The organism is Actinokineospora sp. NPDC051303 (assembly GCF_055586285.1).
Window position 1 is genome coordinate 188,264 of sequence record NZ_JBVJIN010000002.1, and the last position, 16,774, is coordinate 205,037.

Below are 16,774 nucleotides of genomic sequence, written 5' to 3' on the forward strand. Positions count from 1 at the left end.
GGTCAGCGTCCCCCGTCCAGCACCGCGTTGATCGTCGCGCGGCCGATGGACGCGGACAGCTTGCCGCCGGTGGCGGCGACGTCGCGGCTCTCCACGACGACGGCCACGGCGACCACCGGGTTGTCGGCGGGGGCGAACGCGACGTACCAGGCGAACGGCGGGGTGTTCTTCGGGTCGTTGCCGGTCTCGGCGGTGCCGGTCTTGGAGGCGATGACGACCCCGTCGCGCTTGCCGTCGCCCTGGGTCTTGGCCTCGGACTGGATCATCATGTCGCGGAGCTGGTTCGCGGTGTCGCGGCTCATCGCGTCGCCGAGGCTGTCCTCGTCGAAGTTCGAGATCTGCGACAGCTCGGGGGCGAGCACCGACTTGACCAGCTGCGGCTTCATCCGCTCGCCGCCGTTGGCGATGGCGGCCACGATCTGCGCGTTCTGCAGCGGCGTGAGCCGGACGTTGAGCTGGCCGATCCCGCTCTGGTAGAGCGCGTTCTTGTCGTTGATCGTCATGCACTCGCCGCGCGGGCCGATGCAGGACTGGGTGACCGGCATCGGCACGCTCAGGTCTTCCTCGCCGATGCCGAACTTCTCCGCCTGCTCCCGCAGCTTGGCTCCGCCGAGGTCGTGCGCGAGCTGGGCGAACGCGGTGTTGCACGACAGCGCCAGCGCGGTCTCCATGGTGACCGTCGTCTGGCTGCCCGCGCAGAAGCCGCGGTTGTAGTTACGCAGGTCCGAGCCGCCGACGGGAATCCGGTCGGTCGCGGTGACCTGGTCGTCCTTGGTCTTGCCGTCCTCAAGCGCGGCCGCGGCCACGACCAGCTTGAACGTCGACCCGGGCGCGTAGGTCTCCGAGATCGCCCGGTTCAGCATCGGCTTGCGCTTGTCGCCGTTGTAGGCCGTCCACGCCTGCTCCTGGGCGCTCGGGGTGTGCGCGGAGAGCGGGTTCGGGTCGTAGGACGGCGTGCTGACCATGGCCAGGATCTCGCCGGTCTTCGGGTTCAGCGCGACGACGGAACCGGCGAAGCCCTTCTCCTCCATCGCCCGGTACGCCGCGGCCTGGGCGGCCGGGTTCACGGTCAGCTCGATGCTGCCGCCGCGCGGGTCGCGGCCGGTGATCAGGTCGGACAGGCGGCGCACGAACAGCCGGTCGTCGGAGCCGTTGAGGATCTCGTCCTCGGCGTTCTCCAGCCCGCCCGCGCCGTAGCGCTGCGAGTAGAACCCGGTGACCGGCGCGTACATCGGGCCGTCCTTGTAGACGCGCAGGTAGCGCAGCCGGTCGTTGGTCGGCGTCACGGTGGCGATCACCTGCATCTGGCCGTCCGCGGCCCGGGTGAGGATCTTGCCCCGCTCGCGGGAGTACTCCTCCAGCAGGACCCGCAGGTTGCGCGAGTCGGTGCGGTAGTCGTCGGCCTTGATGATCTGGATGTAGGTGGCGTTGGCCAGCAGCAGGATGATCATGCCGAGCATGGCGAGGCCGACGCGGCGCAGCGGGGTGTTCATGTCGGCCGCTCCACCAGGACGGTGTGCGCCTCGGCGATCGGCGCCTGCGGGACCGGCCGAGGCCGCGCCCCGGTCTGCGGCCTGCGGGCCGCGTCGGAGATGCGCAGCAGCAGGGCGATCAGGACGTAGTTCGCCAGCAGCGAGGAACCCCCGTAGGACAGGAACGGCGCGGTGAGGCCGGTCATCGGGATCAGCTTGGTCACCCCGCCGACGACCACGAACACCTGCATGATCAGCAGGAACGACAGGCCGCCGCCGAGCAGCTTGCCGAAGGTGTCGCGCACGGCCAGCGCGCTGCGCATCCCGCGCAGCGCCAGCACGGTGTAGATCATCAGCAGCGCGGCGAGGCCGATGAACCCGAGTTCCTCGCCGATCGCCGCCGCGATGAAGTCGGTGTTGGCCAGCGGCACCAGGTCGGGGCGGCCCGCGCCGAGGCCGGTGCCGCCGACGCCGCCGGTGCCCAGGCCGAACAGCGCCTGGGCGATCTGGTAGCCGCCGCCCGGGTCGTCGTAGGTCGCCAGCGGGTCGATCCAGTTCGCCACGCGCTGCTGCACGTGGGTGAACAGCTGGTAGGCCACGATCGCGCCGCCGACGAACAGGCTGAGCCCGACGATGACCCAGATGACCCGCTCGGTGGCGACGTAGAGCATCACCAGGATCGTGCCGAAGAACAGCAGCGACGTGCCCAGGTCCTTCTGGAAGACCAACACGCCAAGCGAGACCGCCCAGGCGAACAGGATCGGCCCGAGGTCGCGCGCGCGCGGCAGGTCGACGCCGAGCACCCGGCGGCCCGCGGCCATGAACAGGTCGCGTTTGGACACCAGGAACGCCGAGAAGAAGACCAGCAGCAGGATCTTCGCGAACTCACCCGGTTGCAGGGTGAACGGCCCGAACTTCAGCCAGATCTTCGCGCCGTTGACCGTGGGGGCGATGATGCTCGGCAGGAACGCGGGCAGCGCCAGCAGCACCAGCCCGACCAGGCCGAAGGTGTAGCTGTACTTGGTCAGCGTGCGGTGGTCCTTGATCAGGATCAGCACGACGAGGAACAGCACCAGCGCGACCGTCGTCCACAGGATCTGCCGGGGCACGTCGTTGTTGATCTCGTTGCCCTGGCGCAGCGCCTTCTCGGCCTCGGCCAGGTCGATCCGGTAGATCATGACCAGGCCCAGCCCGTTGAGCAGCGCGACGCACGGCAGGATCAGCGGGTCGGCGTACGGGGCGAACCGGCGCACGGCGACGTGCGCCACCGCGAACAGCCCGAGGAACGCCAGCCCGTACCAGAAGATCCGGAACGTGAGCTGCTGCTCCTGGTTCGCCTCGACCAGCATGAGCGCGCCGGAGACGACGACCGCGGCGAAGCCGAGGAGGAGGAGCTCGGTGCCCCGGCGTGTGGGCGGCGCGCCGTCGGGGCCTGCGCTGCTCTGCCCGGCCGCCGGACCAACCGCGCCCTGGACCGGAGATGCCATCAGCCGCCGCCCTTGTCCTCGTCGCGCGGGTTGCGGCAGTTCACGCCCGGCTGGGGCTGCGCTTGCGGCACCGTCGAGGTCGCCGCGCCCGTGCTGGGCACGGTCGTGGTCGGCACAGCGGTCGTGTTGGGGTCGGCGGCCGTGGTCGGGGTGACGGAGGTCGTGGTCACCGGCTGCCCCGGCGGCGTGCCGGGCTGCTGCTCACCGGTCGGCTCGGTGGTCCTGGACGCGAAGCTCGCGCAGTCGGGCAGGCCGAACTTGCTGCGCAGCTCACGCACGTACTCGCGGGCCGCGACGATGTTGTCGAAGGTGTTGGTGCCCGAGCGCACCTCGTCCTTGCCGAACTGCTCCAAGTCCTCGACGTAGAACCGGTCGCAGTTGGCCGCGGCCGGGTCGCACGAGCCCTGCGCCTGGCTGTTGAGCGACAAGCCGAGCACGCTGCCGCGCACGCCCTGGAAGATGGCGATCTCGCCGCCTTCGCCCTCGCCGACGAAGTACTGGTTGTTCACCCAGACCTTGGCCGCCACCGCGCCCGCCGCGAGCAGCAGCGCGACCAGCACCAGGCCGATCACCAGCCGCACCCGCTTGCGCCGCTTCACCCTCGGGTCCGGGGGCTCCGGCGGCTGCTCGGGCTTGCGCGGCTCCGGGCGCGGCGTGGTGATCGCGCTCGCCCGCGACGCCGACGAGTCCGGCGGCGGCGTCTCGTCCGAGCCGTTGCCCGCGGCGCCGCCCACGATCGGGTGGTTGTCGCCGTAGTCGATGTCGACCACGTCGGCGACGATCACCGTCACGTTGTCAGGGCCGCCGCCCCGCAGGGCCAGCTCGATCATCCGGTCCGCGCACGCCTGCGGGTCCGGGATCTGGATGGCCTCGCTCAGCGTCTCGTGGCTGACCGGCCCGGACAGGCCGTCCGAGCACAGCAGGTAGCGGTCGCCCGCCCGCGCCTCGCGCACCGTCAGGCTCGGCTCCACCTCGTGCCCGGTGAGCGCCTTGAGCAGCAGCGACCGCTGCGGGTGCGTCGCGGCCTCGTCCTCGGTGATCCGGCCCTCATCGATCAGCGACTGCACGAACGTGTCGTCATGCGTGATCTGCGTGAACTGGCCGTTGCGCCGCAGGTAGACCCGCGAATCGCCGACATGCACCAAGCCGATCCGGTTCCCCGCGAACAGGATCGCCGACAGCGTGGTGCCCATGCCGTCCAGGTCGGGGTCGCTGGCCACCAGCTCGGCGATCGCGCCGTTGCCCGCGAGCGTGGCCTCCCGGAGCTGCCCGAGCAGGTCCTCCCCCGGCTCGTCGTCGTCCAGCGGCGCCAGCGCGGCGATGACGACCTTGCTGGCCACCTCACCGGCCACGTGGCCGCCCATGCCGTCGGCGAGGGAAAGCAGGCGTGGGCCCGCGTACACGGAGTCCTGGTTGTTGGAACGCACCAGGCCCCGGTCGCTTCGGGCCGCGTAACGAAGAACAAGGGTCATGAGCGCAGCTCGATCACCGTCTTGCCGATACGGATCGGGACACCAAGTGGGACCCGGAGGGGTTGGGTGACCTTAGCCCGGTCCAGGTAGGTCCCATTAGTCGAGCCCAGGTCTTCCACGTACCAGTCCGTTCCGCGCAGCGACAGCCGCGCGTGCCGCGTCGAGGCGTAGTCGTCGTCCAACACCAGCGTCGAGTCGTCCGCCCGACCCATCATGATCGGCCTGCCGTCCAGCGTGATGCGTGTCCCGGCGAGCGCGCCATGGGTCACCACCAGCTGGCGGGGAGCCTTGCCCCGCACCTTCTTGGCCGACGAGCGGCGGAAGCCGGGCATCGCCACGCGAAGCCCGGACGCGGCGTACAGGTCCGACCGGACCACCCGCAGCGCGGCAAGCACGAACAACCAGAGCAGGGCCAAAAAGCCCGCTCTGGTCAGTTGCATCACCAACTCTGGCACTTGTTGTGACCGCTCCCGCTTCTCACGCTGTCCGCTCGACGCGCGTCCAACTCGACATGAGGACTGCCCGGGCGTGCGCCCCGGACAGCCCTCAAGACGTCTGGTCGACCTCGCGCGTTGCTCGCCCGGCCCGACCCTTCCACTCAGCCCTGGGTACGGAACACCAGCGACGAGTGGCCGATCCGGACGACGTCGCCGTCGGCGAGCTGCCACGTCTGCACCGGAGTTCCGTTGACGGTGGTGCCGTTCGTCGACCCCAGGTCGGCGAGGGTGGCACTCTGACCGTCCCAGGTGATCTCCAGGTGCCGCCGCGACACACCGGTGTCCGGCAACCGGAAATCGGCGTCCTGACCGCGGCCGACCACGTTCCCGCCCTGCTTGAGCGAGTAGTTGCGGTTCGAGCCGTCGTCAAGCTGCAGACTCGCCGAAAGCTGCCGGGGACCGGTCTGCACAGCGGGCGGGGCGTACCCCTGCTGGGCGTACGGGTCCTGGCCGTAGGCCTGCTGGCCGTAACCCTGGTCGTAGCCGCCCTGCTGGCCGTAGCCCTGCTGCTGGCCGTAACCCTGGTCGTAGCCCTGCTGGCCGTAGCCCTGGTCGTAGCCGCCCTGCTGGCCGTAGCCCTGCTGGTCGTAGCCACCTTGCTGCGGCTGCTGGCCGTAGCCCTGACCGTAGTTGGGATCGTTGCCGTACGCGCCCTGCTGGCCGTACCCGTACTGCTGCTGTCCGTACGGGTCGCTCTCTGGCGCCTGGCCGTAGCCGGGAGGCTGGCTCATGGATGGGTCTCCTGCGTTGCGGGGTTGTGCCTGCCGTCTGCCTGCCGGTTGGCCTGCACCCACGACGTGAGGCTTCACGTCGGGGTCGACGGACGAGCGGGTTCGGAACTGTCCGGTGTGCAGCGCGTCGGAGCGCTCCAGGGAGACTACGACGTCACCATAGGTGTCCCATCCGTGCTCGGCGAGATGTTCCGCCACACAGTCCGCGAGCAGCGTTTTCATGCGCTCTTCGTCGCCCGCGAAGTTCTGGTGGTCGGCCGGGCCCAGTTGCACCACGTAGTGGTTGGGCGCCAACAGCCTCCCACCAGCCAACTCGCGGACGTTGTCCTCGCCTTCACGCTGCAGCGCCTGCGCCACTTCCTGGGGCACGACGTTGCCACCGAACACGCGCGCGAAGGTGTTGCCCACGACGTCCTCAAGCTTGCGGTTCAGCCGCTGTCCGATGCCCATGAGCCCTCCCTCCACGTGTGCTCCTGCACCGATCGTATCCGGGCGCGCCATGCAGGACACGGGTATGTGCAAACCAGGTTTTCGGGCGTGCTAGTCTTTCGCATGTCCCACTGAGGGACACCACCACTCGGGCGAGTGGCGGAATGGCAGACGCGCACGGTTCAGGTCCGTGTGTCCGAAAGGACGTGGGGGTTCAACTCCCCCCTCGCCCACGGCCTCGGCTGACCCATGCTCGCGGAAAGCGCGAGCCGGGTCGGCCGCTGTTGTTTCTGGGGGGCGACCCCCCAGACCCCCACGGTGCGGTTGGTGCTGAACCAGCGGGGCTCGCGCTTCGCGCATCGGGGTTTGTGAGTCGGGGTTGTTTGGGCTGGGCCTGCGCTGCCTCGTAGTGGCCGTGAAGTCTTCGCAGTGGTCCTTGGGGACTTGCTTCGGCCTTGTGCCTCGCGGCCTCCTGGTCGGCAGTTCGCTGCGGCTTGCCCTCTGGCGGCTTCCTCCCGTGCCTGTCTCTTCTTCCCCGGTCTTCTCGGTCCTGTCTTTCCTCTCCTCTCGCTTACGGCCTCGTCTTGCCTCCGTCCATGCCTCGGTGCCTCCCCTTATGGCGGTTCGTCGGTTCGTCGGTTCGTCCGGCCTCCGCCCTTCGCCTCTCCTCCGCCCTCCGCCCTCCGGCTCTTCCTCGCTCTCACGCGCTCCGCGCCTGCTCGTTCGCTCGTCGTTCCCTTCCTCCTCGCCCCTTCCTCCTCGCCCCTGGCTCGCTCCCTCGCTCCCGCTCGCTCTCCTTCCCTCTTCCTTCCTCGGTCCCTCCCTCCCTCGGTCCCTTGGCAGATCCTGCCCGCTGTCTCTGCCCTCTTGAGGGCGTCCCTGCCGTCGTTTCTCTGGTCCTGCTTTGCGCTACTTCCGGTCTCTCCCTGCTCCCGCAACCCCTCCGGTCCCGCAACCCTTGCTCTCCTTCCCTTGCCGTTCGTCCCTCGCTTGGTCCCTTGGGGGCTCCGGTCGTTCGTTGGTTCTGTCTTGTCAGGGGTGCGCCTTCCAGCAGCCCGCCTGCTCGGTCGTGTGCGGCTGTGTGCGTGTGGGGTGGCTTGCTTGCGGGTGGTTCGGGGTTGGGTTGGGTTTTGGATGGATCTTGGGGTTGGTTTTGCGGAGGTCCGTTCGGCTGGCCGTTCGTCTCTTGGTGGGGGTGTTGCTGTTGGGGGGTGGGGCGTTGGCGGGATTGGGTGGGGTGGGGTCATGGGGTGTTTGGGGTTTGGGGTGGGGAAAAGGGGGAGCGATTTGGGGAAAATGACAGGGGTGGGGTTTGCGGGTGGGGTGGGGTCGGCCGGGTGGGGGTAGGGGGTGTGGGCCGGATGGGGGAATGGGGGAGGCGGGGAACCTGGGGGCTGGGTTGTTCGTTGGGGCACTGTGGGTAGTTTTCCGGTCAACCGCCTGGCCGGGGGCTCACCCGGACGGCAGCACAGCCGGGCCGAAGTCTGAATACCGGTCGGCGACCGGTCACCGACCGCTTCGCGCCGCCGGTCGCACGGGGGGTGGTTCACCCTCTTAATCGCTGGGGGCTTCCTGGTACTCAATTGAAGTACCAATCGACACCGCGTTGACCGGCACGCAACCTGATGCGGCTGGCTCCGGTGGAAGAGAAGGGCGGAAGTTCGTGACCGGCATTCCAGGGCGCACAGCGGTAACCGAGAATCTCAAGGCACTGCCTGCGCAGCTCACTCCGCCGGTCGAGTTGCCAGCCGGGGTGGACGAGTTGGCTGCTTCCGCGGTGGGGGCGTTGAGCTGGCCGGGGGTGGTGCTGCCCGAGATGACGTTGTTCGGGCGGCGGGTGTGTCTGGTCGCCGAGTTGAAGGCCGATGTGCACGCCGAGCGGATCTGCCTCGGGCAGGAGCCGGTCACCGATCGGGCCAGTGTGGCCACTTGGGCGTTCCCCGAACTGCACGGTCGGGTGCCTGAGCCCGCCGTTCGGGTGGTGGGGGCCATCGCGGTCGCGCGGCACTGGCGCACGGGGTTGGCGAACGCGGTGCCGTTCCTTCGGTTTGGGGACGCCGCGATGGTGTTGCCGACCTCGGCGGTGCTCACCCACGACTACCTCGCCAACTGCCTGCCCCGAGCCCGCGCCTACGGGGTCGCGATCGTCAGCGCCGAGCCCGACGCCCAGGTCGACCTCGACCTGCCGGGGCGGCAGGACCGGGCGTTCCCGGAGGCCGACGCGCTGTACCGGTGGGTCAGCGAGCTCGCCTACGACCAAATCCTCGACACGGCGACGGTGCCGTCCTCGTCGTAGGGTCGTCCACATGCGACTCGTCATAGCCGGGGGACACGGCAAGATCGCGCTGCTGCTCACCAGGCTCGCCGCCGACCGAGGCGACACCGTGATCGGGTTGGTCCGCAACCCCGACCACGTCGAAGATGTGCGCGCCCACGGTGGCGACGCGGTGGTCCTCGACCTCGAAAAGGCCGAGGCCGAGCAGACGGCCGCGTTCCTCGCCGGGGCCGACGCCGTCGTGTTCGCCGCTGGCGCCGGGCCGGGCAGCGGCATCGCCCGCAAGGACACCGTCGACCGGGCCGCGTCCGCGTTGGTCGCCGAAGCCGCGCGGCTGGCCGGTGTGCTGCGCTACCTCCAGATCAGCGCCATGGGCCTCGACCGCGCCGACGACCCCGCGACAGACGCGGTGTTCGCCGCTTACCTGCGCGCCAAGGCCGCGGCAGAACAGGACCTGCGCGCCCGCGATCTCGATTGGACGATCCTGCGGCCCGGCAGGCTCACCGACGACCCGATGACCGGGCGGGTGCGGCTGGGCCAGTCCGTCGACGCCGGATCGGTGAGCCGCGCCGACGTCGCCGCCGTGGTGCTGGCGCTGCTGGACGAGGTCGACTCGTCCGGGCTCACCCTCGAACTGGTCGCGGGCGACACCCCGATCACCGACGCGGTTCAGGCCGTCGTCGCGCCGAACACCCTGTCGCAGTAAGGGTTCGAGAACCGGCGATCCGGGTCCACTTCGGACCGGACACGGAGGAAGTCGGCGAACCTCGGGTACCGGGCGCGCAACGCCGCCGCGTCAAGCGAATGCATCTTGCCCCAATGCGGCCGACCGCCCACCGCGCCCACAACCGCCTCGAACAAGTCGAAGTACGCCCGATAGGGCATACCGACGTACTGGTGCACGGCGAGGTACGCCGAGTCGCGCCCATACGCCGTCGACAGCCAGATGTCGTCCCGCGCCGCCACCCGCACCTCGACCGGGAACATCACCGGATCGGTGAGCGCGGGCACCCGGACCCGCAGTTCCGCCAGCACTTCGCCCAGCGCCGCCCGCGGAATCGCGTACTCCGACTCGACAAAACGCACACGCCGGTTCGTGACGAACACCTTGTGCGAGACATCGCTGTAAGAGCGCGGCGACAGCACTGACGCGGACAGTTTGTTCATCGGGCGCACGAGACTCGGCGCGCGGCGGCCGATTCGGCACAGCGCGCCGAACGCGGCGTTTTCCAGGACTTCGTACTCCACGAACTTCCGCAGCGGACTCAGTGGTTGCGGCGCGGTTCCGGCGGGCAACCGGTTGTTGCGCTTGGTCAACGCATTGCGGCCGTAGGGGAACCAGTAGAACTCGAAATGATCATTGGTCGCGCAGTGCTCGTCGAGCCGGTCGAGCACCGCGTCCAGCGGCTCCGGCCGCTCCTGCGCGGCCAGCGTGAACGACGGCTCGGTCCGCAGCGTCACCGTGCTGATGACGCCGAGCGCGCCGAGGCCGACCCGGGCCGCGGCGAACAGGTCCGGGCGCTCGGTCGCGGAGCAGCGGACTGCCGACCCGTCCGCCAGGACCAGTTCCAGGCCGCTGACCTGCGTCGCGAGGCCGCCCAGCCGCGCGCCGGTGCCGTGCGTGCCGGTGGAGATCGCGCCGGAGATCGTCTGCGCGTCGATGTCGCCCAGGTTGGCCATGGCCCGGCCGAGGCCGTCGAGTTCGGCGTTGAGGGCGGCGAGGGTGGTGCCCGCGCGGACGGTCACCTCGCCGGTCTCCCGGTCGGCGGCCGCGATGCCGGTCCAGTGGGACAGGTCGAGCGCCAAGCCGTGCGCGGCGCCGACAGCGGTGAACGAGTGGCCGCTGCCCCGGGCGCGCACGGTCGTGCCGCGCTCGGCGGCCCAGGTGACGGCCGCGCTGATCTCGGCGGTGTCCCGCGGCCGCCGCACCGCCGCCGCGACCGCGGTCTCGGTGCCTGCCCAGTTGCGCCATGCCGCGCCCGTCATCCGCACCTCCCCATTGTCCGATGAAGTTAAGTGAAACGTCTTCACATTTCAAGTGTCGGTGTCGTACCGTTGTCGTCGTGTCCCCGACCGCGCTGCGCCGTCGTCTCGATGGAGCGACCAGGCACCTCGACCCGCCACTGGCCGTGGTCGATCTCGACGCGTTCGACCGCAACGCCGCCGACCTGACGCGCCGGGCCGATGGCAAGCCCATCCGGGTGGCCAGCAAGTCGGTGCGCTGCCGGTACCTGCTTGAGCGGGTCCTGCGCGCGCCAGGGTTCCAGGGGGTCATGAGCTACGCCCTCCGCGAAGCGCTGTGGCTCATCCGCACCTGGGCGGACACCGATCTCGCGGAAACCGACATCCTGGTCGCCTACCCGACCGTCGACCAGGCCGCGCTGCGCGACCTCGCCGCCGACGACCGCGCCCGCCGCACGGTGTCGATCACCGTCGATTCCATCGCGCACCTGGACCTGGTGGACGCCGCGCTCGGCGCGGGCCACCCCGAGATCCGCGTGTGCCTGGAACTGGACGTGTCCTGGCGTCCGGTGTTCGGCAGCCGGAAGGTGCACATCGGGACACACCGCTCCCCGGTGTTCACCGCGGAGCAGGCGCGCGCCCTGGCCGAGACCGTGTTATCCAGGCCGGGTTTCCGGCTGGTCGGGGTGATGGGATACGAGGGCCAGATCGCCGGGCTGGGCGATGTGCCCTCGGGCAACCCGCTGCTCGGCGCCGCTCGACGGTGGATGCAAGACCGTTCGGCGCGCGAACTGGTCCGTCGCCGCGGCGCCGCGGTGCGGGCGGTGACCGCGCTGTGCCACCTGGAGTTCGTCAACGGCGGCGGCACCGGCAGCATCGAGGTGACCCGCGCCGACCGCTCGGTCACCGAGATCGGCGCGGGCTCCGGACTGATCGGCCCGACCCTGTTCGACAACTACAGCCGCTTCAGCCCGGCCCCCGCCGTGCTCTACGCGGCGCCGGTGGTCCGCAAACCCGGCCCGGGGCTGGCCACCCTGTTCGGCGGCGGCTACCCGGCCTCCGGTCCCGCGAACCACGCCCGCCTGCCGCGGCTCTACCTGCCGGAAGGCTTGAAACTGACGGCCATGGAAGGCGCGGGCGAGGTGCAGACCCCGGTCGCGGGCCCCGGCGCCGACGCCCTGCGGGTCGGCGACCGGGTGTGGCTGCGCCACGCGAAGGCGGGCGAGCTGGCCGAGCGGTTTGCCGACTACCACCTCATCGAGGGCGACCGGGTCACCGGCGCCACACCCACCTACCGCGGCGAAGGTCGCGACTTCGGCTAGCGCGAAGCCTCCATCTGCCCGGACAGGTAGCCGCGCACGACCATCTTGGCTTCGCTGATGATGGTGTCCTCGGGGAACAGCTTGCGCCGGAAGGCCAGGTTGAGGATGCCGTCGGCGATCTCGTTGGCCACCGCGACCGGCAGCCGGATCTCCTCCAGCGGGATCTGGAACCGGTTCGCCAGCAACCCGGCCATGGTTTCGGCGATCACGGTGTTGTTGTCCCGCCTGCCGTCGATGAGCCGCAGGTCGACCTCGTCGCCGAACCGGATCCGCCGGAACCCGGGGATCTCGCGGTACATCTCGACGTAGATGTCGAAGATGACGTCGGCCCCGTCCCACCAGTGCGCGAGGTCGGCCTCGTCAAGCCTGCGGGCGATCTCGGTCATGAAGTGGTCGAGGTTCTGCTGCGTCAACGCCTGCACCACGGCCCGCTTGTCCGGGAAGAACTGGTAGAGCGACCCGACGGCCACCCCGGCCCGCTCGGCGATGAGCGTGGTGGTGACCCCGTCGTAGCCGAGTTCGTCGACCAGCTCCGCACAAGCCGCGAGCATCTTCTGCACACGCTTGGCGCTGCGCTGCTGCACGGGCTGACGGCGAAGTGGGGTAGGGCTGGCCACTGCGTCTCCTCCTGGTCGCTGACGTCCATCCTGCACGTTCAACGACCGAGCAAGACTCTCGAAGTGCCCCGCCCCCCACTTCCGAGAACAAATCCCAAAACTACCGCCAAGTAACAAATCCACCCCACCAGAAACCCCAGAGAAACCCAAGGCCAAGCCCCGTACCAAAACCGAAACACCAGAACCCAACACGAACCCAGCGACACCAGAAGACGGGCAGCCACCGACACGCAACGACGACGGGGAGACGGCCGATGCGCCAAGAGCGCTCAACCAGGAGGACACCGAAGTGGTACCGCAGAGAAGTGGTACCGCGGACCGGTGCCGGTCGGGGGAAGTGAAGCACATCAGCACCGGCCCGCGGAGCAACACGACCCGGCCCCAAGACCGAGCCAAACCTACAAACCCGACCACCACAGCCAGGCCAAACCTACGAACCCGACCACCACAGCCAGGCCAAACCTACGAACCCGGCCACCACAGCCGAGCCAAACTTCCCAACCCGGCCACCGCAGCCGAGCCAAACCTGCCAACCCAGCCCACCGGGGCCGAGCCAAACCTGCCAACCCAGCCACCCCGGTTGGGGGTCCGGGGGCGAAGCCCGCCGGCTGGGGCGTGGGGGCTTGGCCCCCACAAGACACTGGAGTCCGCCTCCCGGCCCGCGCTTTCCGCGGGCACACTTCCCCCAAGGCGGACGGCGACCGAACTCCGCATCGTCCGGGGGAACGGCGGAGTTCGGATCGCCTGCTAGCGGGCGCCTGCCGGTTGGCGGCGGGAGGTCGCCTTCGCGGGGGCGTCTCGGGTGTGGCGGGTGGGTTGCTGTTGTGGGGCCAAGCCGCCCGCGACGAGGTGTTCGTAGGCGGCTCGCCAGACTGAGCACGGGGCTTTCTGCTGACGCCAGCGGGTCGAGCAGACCGGGCAGTTGCCTCGGTCGTCCGGCTCGTGGGCGGCCAGCATGGCGCGCCAGCCTTCGGTCAGTCGTGGGAGTTCTGACCGCGCGACGGACAGCAAGGACGGCGCGTCCGCTCGGTTGGCCAGTTCGGTGAGCATGTCGAGGCGCTCCCACACGGCGCTGCGCAGGACCTGGCCGAGTATCTCGTCCACCTAAACGTCACCGTCACCTTTCCGCCTGCTCGGCGGCTTCACGGAGCGCGACCCGCAGTTGGCCGAGTTGGCCCGCTGTCAGGACCGCGGTCTCTCCAGGGGGCCCGACCAGGACCACCTTGTTCTTCTCGACGAGCACGGTGAGGCACCGGTCGCGGTTGATCACGTCGCCGCAGCTGACGCGCCAGACTCGGCGTTCGCCGACGGAGCCGTGCAGTCCGCCACGGAGGTCGTGGTGGTGGTCATGGACATCGCGGAGATCGCGGTGGTGCTCGTCGAGCCTGCGGGCGGGCTGGCCCGCCGCGGGGCTGGTGGTCGACCGGAGCAGTTCCACGTTCTCGGTTTCCCTCCGTGCTCGTACGCTTACAACGAACTACATTGATGCGTGAGGAACGAGATTGGAGTGTCACAGCGCCGATCGGCGTTCGTTTCACGTTAAGCGGTCGAGGAAGTTCGGTCGGGCCGATCAGGCTCGCCGATCCGCCCTTCTCGCTGCTCGTGAAGTGCGCTTACTCTGCGTTTGACGCCCAGCGGACTGTGAGGGGTCGGAATGAACTCGATCGGATCTCAGAGTTCTCCCATACCGTCGGACGCCTGGGAGGAAGCCGAGATGCGGGCCGCGCTCGCCGCGCGGGAGGTCAGTTCCGTGTATCGGCTGCTTCGTCGCACTGGTGTCTCGCAGCGCCAGATCGCGGCGATGACCGGCCAGTCGCAGTCCGAGGTGTCGGAGATCCTCAAGGGTCGTCAGGTGATGGCCTACGACGTGCTCGCCAGGATCGCCGACGGACTGGGTGTCCCGAGGGGATACATGGGCCTCGCATATGACGAAGTCACCGCGGTTCGCGTCGCGGTGACGCGCGAGGCCTCGCGTTCTGAGGAGAGCGAAGAGGTGAAGCGTCGGGAGTTCCTGGCACACGCGGCCGCCGTCACGGTGGGCGCGAACGTGCTGGGCACCAACTCCGGGGCGTGGGTCTCCAATCCCGTCCAGACCCCCGCGCCCGGCCGGATCGGCATGACCGATGTGCGTCAGGTGGAGGCGGCGACGAGAGCCCTGCGGTCGCTGGACTATCAGTACGGCGGCGGTTTCTGTCGCGACGCGGTGGTCGCGCAGCTGTCCTGGGGACAGCAGATGCTCGGCGCGTCCGGCCCGGACCACGTCAAGCAGCGCCTGCACGTCGCGCTGGCCGACCTGCACAACCTGGCCGGGTGGACGTCGTTCGACATCGGTCTGACCGACTCGGCGCGCAACCACTTCGGCAAGGCGCTGGAACTGGCGAAGGCCGGTAAGAGCGAGCCGTTGGTCGCCAACATCCTGTACCGGATGGGGCGGGTCTACCTGCACAAAGAGTCCCCGGACGACGCGCTCAAGATGTTCCAGCTCGGCCAGATCGCCGCGCAGGAGTCCGGCTCGGAGCTGGCCGTCGCGGTCATCTGCGCGAACCAGGCGTGGGCGTACGCGCTGATGGGGCACAAGGACCAGACGATGAAGCTCATCGGCCGCACCCGCGACGAGTTCGCACGGGCCAACACCGAGGAAGCCGAGGACTGGGTCAAGTTCTTCAACGAGACCGACGTGTACGCCATGATCGGCACGGTGCACACGGTGCTGGCGCAGACCTCCGACCCGACGCACACGAAGTTCGCGATCCCGGCGCTGTCGAAGGCCATCGACTCCTACGGTGAGGAGATGACCAGGAGCAAGGCGTTCAACCTGGGCGCCCTGGCCACGAACCACCTGCTCGAAGGCGATATCGACCATGGCGCCCGGATCGGCCGCGCCGCGGTCGACTTGGCCGAGAGCCTCAAGTCGAGCCGGGTCAAGGACCGGCTGCAGCCGCTGCTCGCCGAGGCGAACAAGCGCCGCAACAACCAGGACGCGCGTGATCTCGCGGACCAGATCACCAATCTGAGCGTGGCCTGACCGGAGTTTCCGGCTGGGCCGAAAGCAGGGCAGTGGGCACTGTTGGCCACGGATGGGCTGTTCACCAGGGAAAACCTGCGCGCCGCGCTGGCTGCCGTGTGCGCGGAGACCGGGTTGGACCATGCCGGGGCGAGCCTGCTGCGGTTCACCAACAACGCCGTTTTCCGGCTGGCGCACGACCCGGTGGTCGTGCGGATCGTGGGGTCGGTGTCGCTGCGGCACCGGGTGCGCAAGGTCGTGCGGGTCGCCCGGTGGTTCGCTGAGCAGGACGTTCCCGCGGTGCGGCTGGTCGCGGGCCTGGAGCAGCCCGTCTTCGTCGGCGACTACGCGGCGACGGTGTGGGACGCGGTCCCCAAGATCGGCAGGCAGCCCAACGCCGGTGACCTGGCCAGACTGCTGCGCACGGTGCATTCGCTGCCGCCGCCCGCGCTGCCGGAGTGGGACCCGCTTGACGACATCCGCCGCAGGCTCGGCGAGGCCGAGGGCCTCGACGGCGACGAGTTGCGGTTCCTGCGGGACCGGTGCGACGAGGTCGCGGCCCGGTTGACCGGTCTGGAGTACGCGCTGCCCCGCGGGTTCGTGCACGGCGACGCCCACCTGGGCAATCTCATCCCGGCGCCGGACGGCCCGGTGCTGTGCGACTTCGACTCAAGCTGCGTCGGCCCCCCGGAGTGGGACCTGACCCCGCTGGCGGTCGGCGTGAGCCGCTTCGGCGAGCCGACCGCGCGGTACCGCGAACTGGCCGTCGGCTACGGCTTCGACGTCACCCGATGGGCTGGCTTTCCGGTGTTGCGGGAAGTGCGCGAACTGAAACTCATCACCAGCGTGCTGCCGATCATGAACAGCAGTCCGGAAGTGCGCCCTGAGCTGCTTAGACGCCTCCGGGATTTCCGTATCGGCGACACCACCGCCCGCTGGTCGCGTTACACCTGAGCGCGGCGCGGGTGGCCGCCGGCGTATTTCGGCCGTAACAATGAGCGCACGGTGAACGAATTCACGGGCAACTGGGGACGGCCGGCCTTTCCGACCGGGTTCCGAGCTACCGTCGGTATCGGTTCGACCCGAGGTGGTCAGATGGTCAGGTCGCTGCGCAGCATGGTCCGGGTCGGCGAGCGCGCCCAGCGCGCCTTGGCGTCGGCGGCGATGCTCGATGACGTGGTGGCCCACCAGCTCCCGCTGTTGGCGGCCCTGCCGGAGGACAGCAGGCGCCGTTCGGCGGATTACCTGGCCGAGCTGGTCATGCTCGCGCAGTCATATCGGCACTACGCCCGCGGCTGGATCACCAAGCGTGAACTCGACCGGCGGGGCCGGATCGCGGTGACCCGGTTGGACCAGCTCCGCCGCAGCAGGCCCATGCCGGTGCAACTCACCGAGCAGGACTGACCATTCGGCGTTGGGCCGATCGGTGGACTGTCCCCAGGCCCGGCTTGAGTCATCCACACCGCCGAACGCCGAGCGGCCCCACCACGTCGGCGAACGCGCGTT

15 protein-coding genes and 1 tRNA gene are annotated in these 16,774 nt (G+C 69.5%); 7 read left to right on the top strand and 9 right to left on the bottom strand.

Annotation, left to right across the window (positions count from 1 at the left end; genetic code table 11):
• Window positions 1-2: 2 nt before the first annotated feature.
• From ACZ6SD_RS02615 to ACZ6SD_RS02635, 5 genes are all read right to left on the bottom strand, one after another.
• Window positions 3-1,493: a penicillin-binding transpeptidase domain-containing protein gene (locus ACZ6SD_RS02615; protein ID WP_465315120.1), complete on the bottom strand. Its 1,491-nt coding sequence runs from the start codon at window positions 1,491-1,493 to the stop codon at window positions 3-5.
• A complete protein-coding gene (locus ACZ6SD_RS02620) occupies window positions 1,490-2,959 on the bottom strand; it encodes an FtsW/RodA/SpoVE family cell cycle protein (protein WP_465315121.1) in 1,470 nt (489 codons plus the stop codon). Before ACZ6SD_RS02620 ends, ACZ6SD_RS02615 begins: the two co-directional genes overlap by 4 nt.
• Window positions 2,959-4,431, bottom strand: coding sequence for a PP2C family protein-serine/threonine phosphatase (locus ACZ6SD_RS02625; RefSeq protein WP_465315122.1), 1,473 nt, complete (start codon window positions 4,429-4,431; stop codon window positions 2,959-2,961). Before ACZ6SD_RS02625 ends, ACZ6SD_RS02620 begins: the two co-directional genes overlap by 1 nt.
• On the bottom strand, window positions 4,428-4,886 hold the full coding sequence (locus ACZ6SD_RS02630; protein WP_091449922.1) for an FHA domain-containing protein FhaB/FipA: 459 nt from the start codon (window positions 4,884-4,886) through the stop codon (window positions 4,428-4,430). Before ACZ6SD_RS02630 ends, ACZ6SD_RS02625 begins: the two co-directional genes overlap by 4 nt.
• A gap of 143 nt (window positions 4,887-5,029) precedes the next feature.
• Window positions 5,030-6,109: a DUF3662 and FHA domain-containing protein gene (locus ACZ6SD_RS02635; protein WP_465315123.1), complete on the bottom strand. Its 1,080-nt coding sequence runs from the start codon at window positions 6,107-6,109 to the stop codon at window positions 5,030-5,032.
• 129 nt (window positions 6,110-6,238) lie between these two features.
• On the opposite strand from ACZ6SD_RS02635, the gene ACZ6SD_RS02640 reads away from it, so the two are divergent.
• The 3 genes from ACZ6SD_RS02640 to ACZ6SD_RS02650 all read left to right on the top strand — a co-directional run bounded on the left by ACZ6SD_RS02640 (window position 6,239) and on the right by ACZ6SD_RS02650 (window position 9,069).
• Window positions 6,239-6,321, top strand: a tRNA-Leu gene (locus tag ACZ6SD_RS02640).
• A 1,430-nt stretch (window positions 6,322-7,751) separates the two neighbouring features.
• Window positions 7,752-8,384 carry a hypothetical protein gene (locus ACZ6SD_RS02645; RefSeq protein WP_465315124.1) on the top strand — a complete coding sequence of 211 codons (633 nt, stop codon included), beginning with the start codon at window positions 7,752-7,754 and terminating at the stop codon, window positions 8,382-8,384.
• A gap of 10 nt (window positions 8,385-8,394) precedes the next feature.
• A complete protein-coding gene (locus ACZ6SD_RS02650) occupies window positions 8,395-9,069 on the top strand; it encodes an NAD(P)H-binding protein (RefSeq protein ID WP_465315125.1) in 675 nt (224 codons plus the stop codon).
• On the opposite strand, the gene ACZ6SD_RS02655 is transcribed toward ACZ6SD_RS02650, so the two are convergent.
• Window positions 9,033-10,349 (bottom strand): D-arabinono-1,4-lactone oxidase, encoded by a 1,317-nt coding sequence (locus ACZ6SD_RS02655; protein WP_465315126.1) that lies wholly within the window; start codon window positions 10,347-10,349, stop codon window positions 9,033-9,035. The two genes, ACZ6SD_RS02650 and ACZ6SD_RS02655, sit on opposite strands and share 37 nt — an antisense overlap.
• Before the next feature lie 77 nt (window positions 10,350-10,426).
• On the opposite strand from ACZ6SD_RS02655, the gene ACZ6SD_RS02660 reads away from it, so the two are divergent.
• Window positions 10,427-11,647: an amino acid deaminase/aldolase gene (locus ACZ6SD_RS02660; protein WP_465315127.1), complete on the top strand. Its 1,221-nt coding sequence runs from the start codon at window positions 10,427-10,429 to the stop codon at window positions 11,645-11,647.
• Here the strand turns inward: ACZ6SD_RS02660 and ACZ6SD_RS02665 are convergent.
• The 3 genes from ACZ6SD_RS02665 to ACZ6SD_RS02675 all read right to left on the bottom strand — a co-directional run bounded on the left by ACZ6SD_RS02665 (window position 11,644) and on the right by ACZ6SD_RS02675 (window position 13,702).
• Window positions 11,644-12,198 (bottom strand): TetR/AcrR family transcriptional regulator, encoded by a 555-nt coding sequence (locus ACZ6SD_RS02665; protein WP_465315246.1) that lies wholly within the window; start codon window positions 12,196-12,198, stop codon window positions 11,644-11,646. The two genes, ACZ6SD_RS02660 and ACZ6SD_RS02665, sit on opposite strands and share 4 nt — an antisense overlap.
• A gap of 813 nt (window positions 12,199-13,011) precedes the next feature.
• The gene (locus tag ACZ6SD_RS02670) at window positions 13,012-13,368 is read right to left on the bottom strand and encodes a hypothetical protein (protein WP_465315128.1); all 357 of its coding nucleotides are present in this window, start codon (window positions 13,366-13,368) and stop codon (window positions 13,012-13,014) included.
• Window positions 13,369-13,381: 13 nt separating this feature from the next.
• Window positions 13,382-13,702, bottom strand: a complete 321-nt coding sequence (locus ACZ6SD_RS02675) for a hypothetical protein (RefSeq protein WP_465315129.1) — start codon at window positions 13,700-13,702, stop codon at window positions 13,382-13,384.
• A 216-nt stretch (window positions 13,703-13,918) separates the two neighbouring features.
• On the opposite strand from ACZ6SD_RS02675, the gene ACZ6SD_RS02680 reads away from it, so the two are divergent.
• The 3 genes from ACZ6SD_RS02680 to ACZ6SD_RS02690 all read left to right on the top strand — a co-directional run bounded on the left by ACZ6SD_RS02680 (window position 13,919) and on the right by ACZ6SD_RS02690 (window position 16,672).
• On the top strand, window positions 13,919-15,289 hold the full coding sequence (locus ACZ6SD_RS02680) for a helix-turn-helix domain-containing protein (RefSeq protein WP_465315130.1): 1,371 nt from the start codon (window positions 13,919-13,921) through the stop codon (window positions 15,287-15,289).
• 42 nt (window positions 15,290-15,331) lie between these two features.
• A complete protein-coding gene (locus tag ACZ6SD_RS02685; protein ID WP_465315131.1) occupies window positions 15,332-16,222 on the top strand; it encodes a phosphotransferase enzyme family protein in 891 nt (296 codons plus the stop codon).
• A gap of 141 nt (window positions 16,223-16,363) precedes the next feature.
• On the top strand, window positions 16,364-16,672 hold the full coding sequence (locus ACZ6SD_RS02690) for a hypothetical protein (RefSeq protein ID WP_465315132.1): 309 nt from the start codon (window positions 16,364-16,366) through the stop codon (window positions 16,670-16,672).
• Window positions 16,673-16,774 lie beyond the last annotated feature (102 nt).

What these genes read in the sequence shown, in the direction of transcription:
- ACZ6SD_RS02680 (WP_465315130.1), top strand. Translation starts at nt 13,919, where the DNA reads ATGAACTCGATCGGATCTCAGAGTTCTCCCATACCGTCGGACGCCTGG.
- ACZ6SD_RS02625 (WP_465315122.1), bottom strand. Translation starts at nt 4,431, where the DNA reads ATGACCCTTGTTCTTCGTTACGCGGCCCGAAGCGACCGGGGCCTGGTG.
- ACZ6SD_RS02650 (WP_465315125.1), top strand. Translation starts at nt 8,395, where the DNA reads ATGCGACTCGTCATAGCCGGGGGACACGGCAAGATCGCGCTGCTGCTC.
- ACZ6SD_RS02690 (WP_465315132.1), top strand. Translation starts at nt 16,364, where the DNA reads ATGGTCAGGTCGCTGCGCAGCATGGTCCGGGTCGGCGAGCGCGCCCAG.
- ACZ6SD_RS02665 (WP_465315246.1), bottom strand. Translation starts at nt 12,198, where the DNA reads ATGCTCGCGGCTTGTGCGGAGCTGGTCGACGAACTCGGCTACGACGGG.
- ACZ6SD_RS02635 (WP_465315123.1), bottom strand. Translation starts at nt 6,109, where the DNA reads ATGGGCATCGGACAGCGGCTGAACCGCAAGCTTGAGGACGTCGTGGGC.
- ACZ6SD_RS02655 (WP_465315126.1), bottom strand. Translation starts at nt 10,349, where the DNA reads ATGACGGGCGCGGCATGGCGCAACTGGGCAGGCACCGAGACCGCGGTC.
- ACZ6SD_RS02620 (WP_465315121.1), bottom strand. Translation starts at nt 2,959, where the DNA reads ATGGCATCTCCGGTCCAGGGCGCGGTTGGTCCGGCGGCCGGGCAGAGC.
- ACZ6SD_RS02615 (WP_465315120.1), bottom strand. Translation starts at nt 1,493, where the DNA reads ATGAACACCCCGCTGCGCCGCGTCGGCCTCGCCATGCTCGGCATGATC.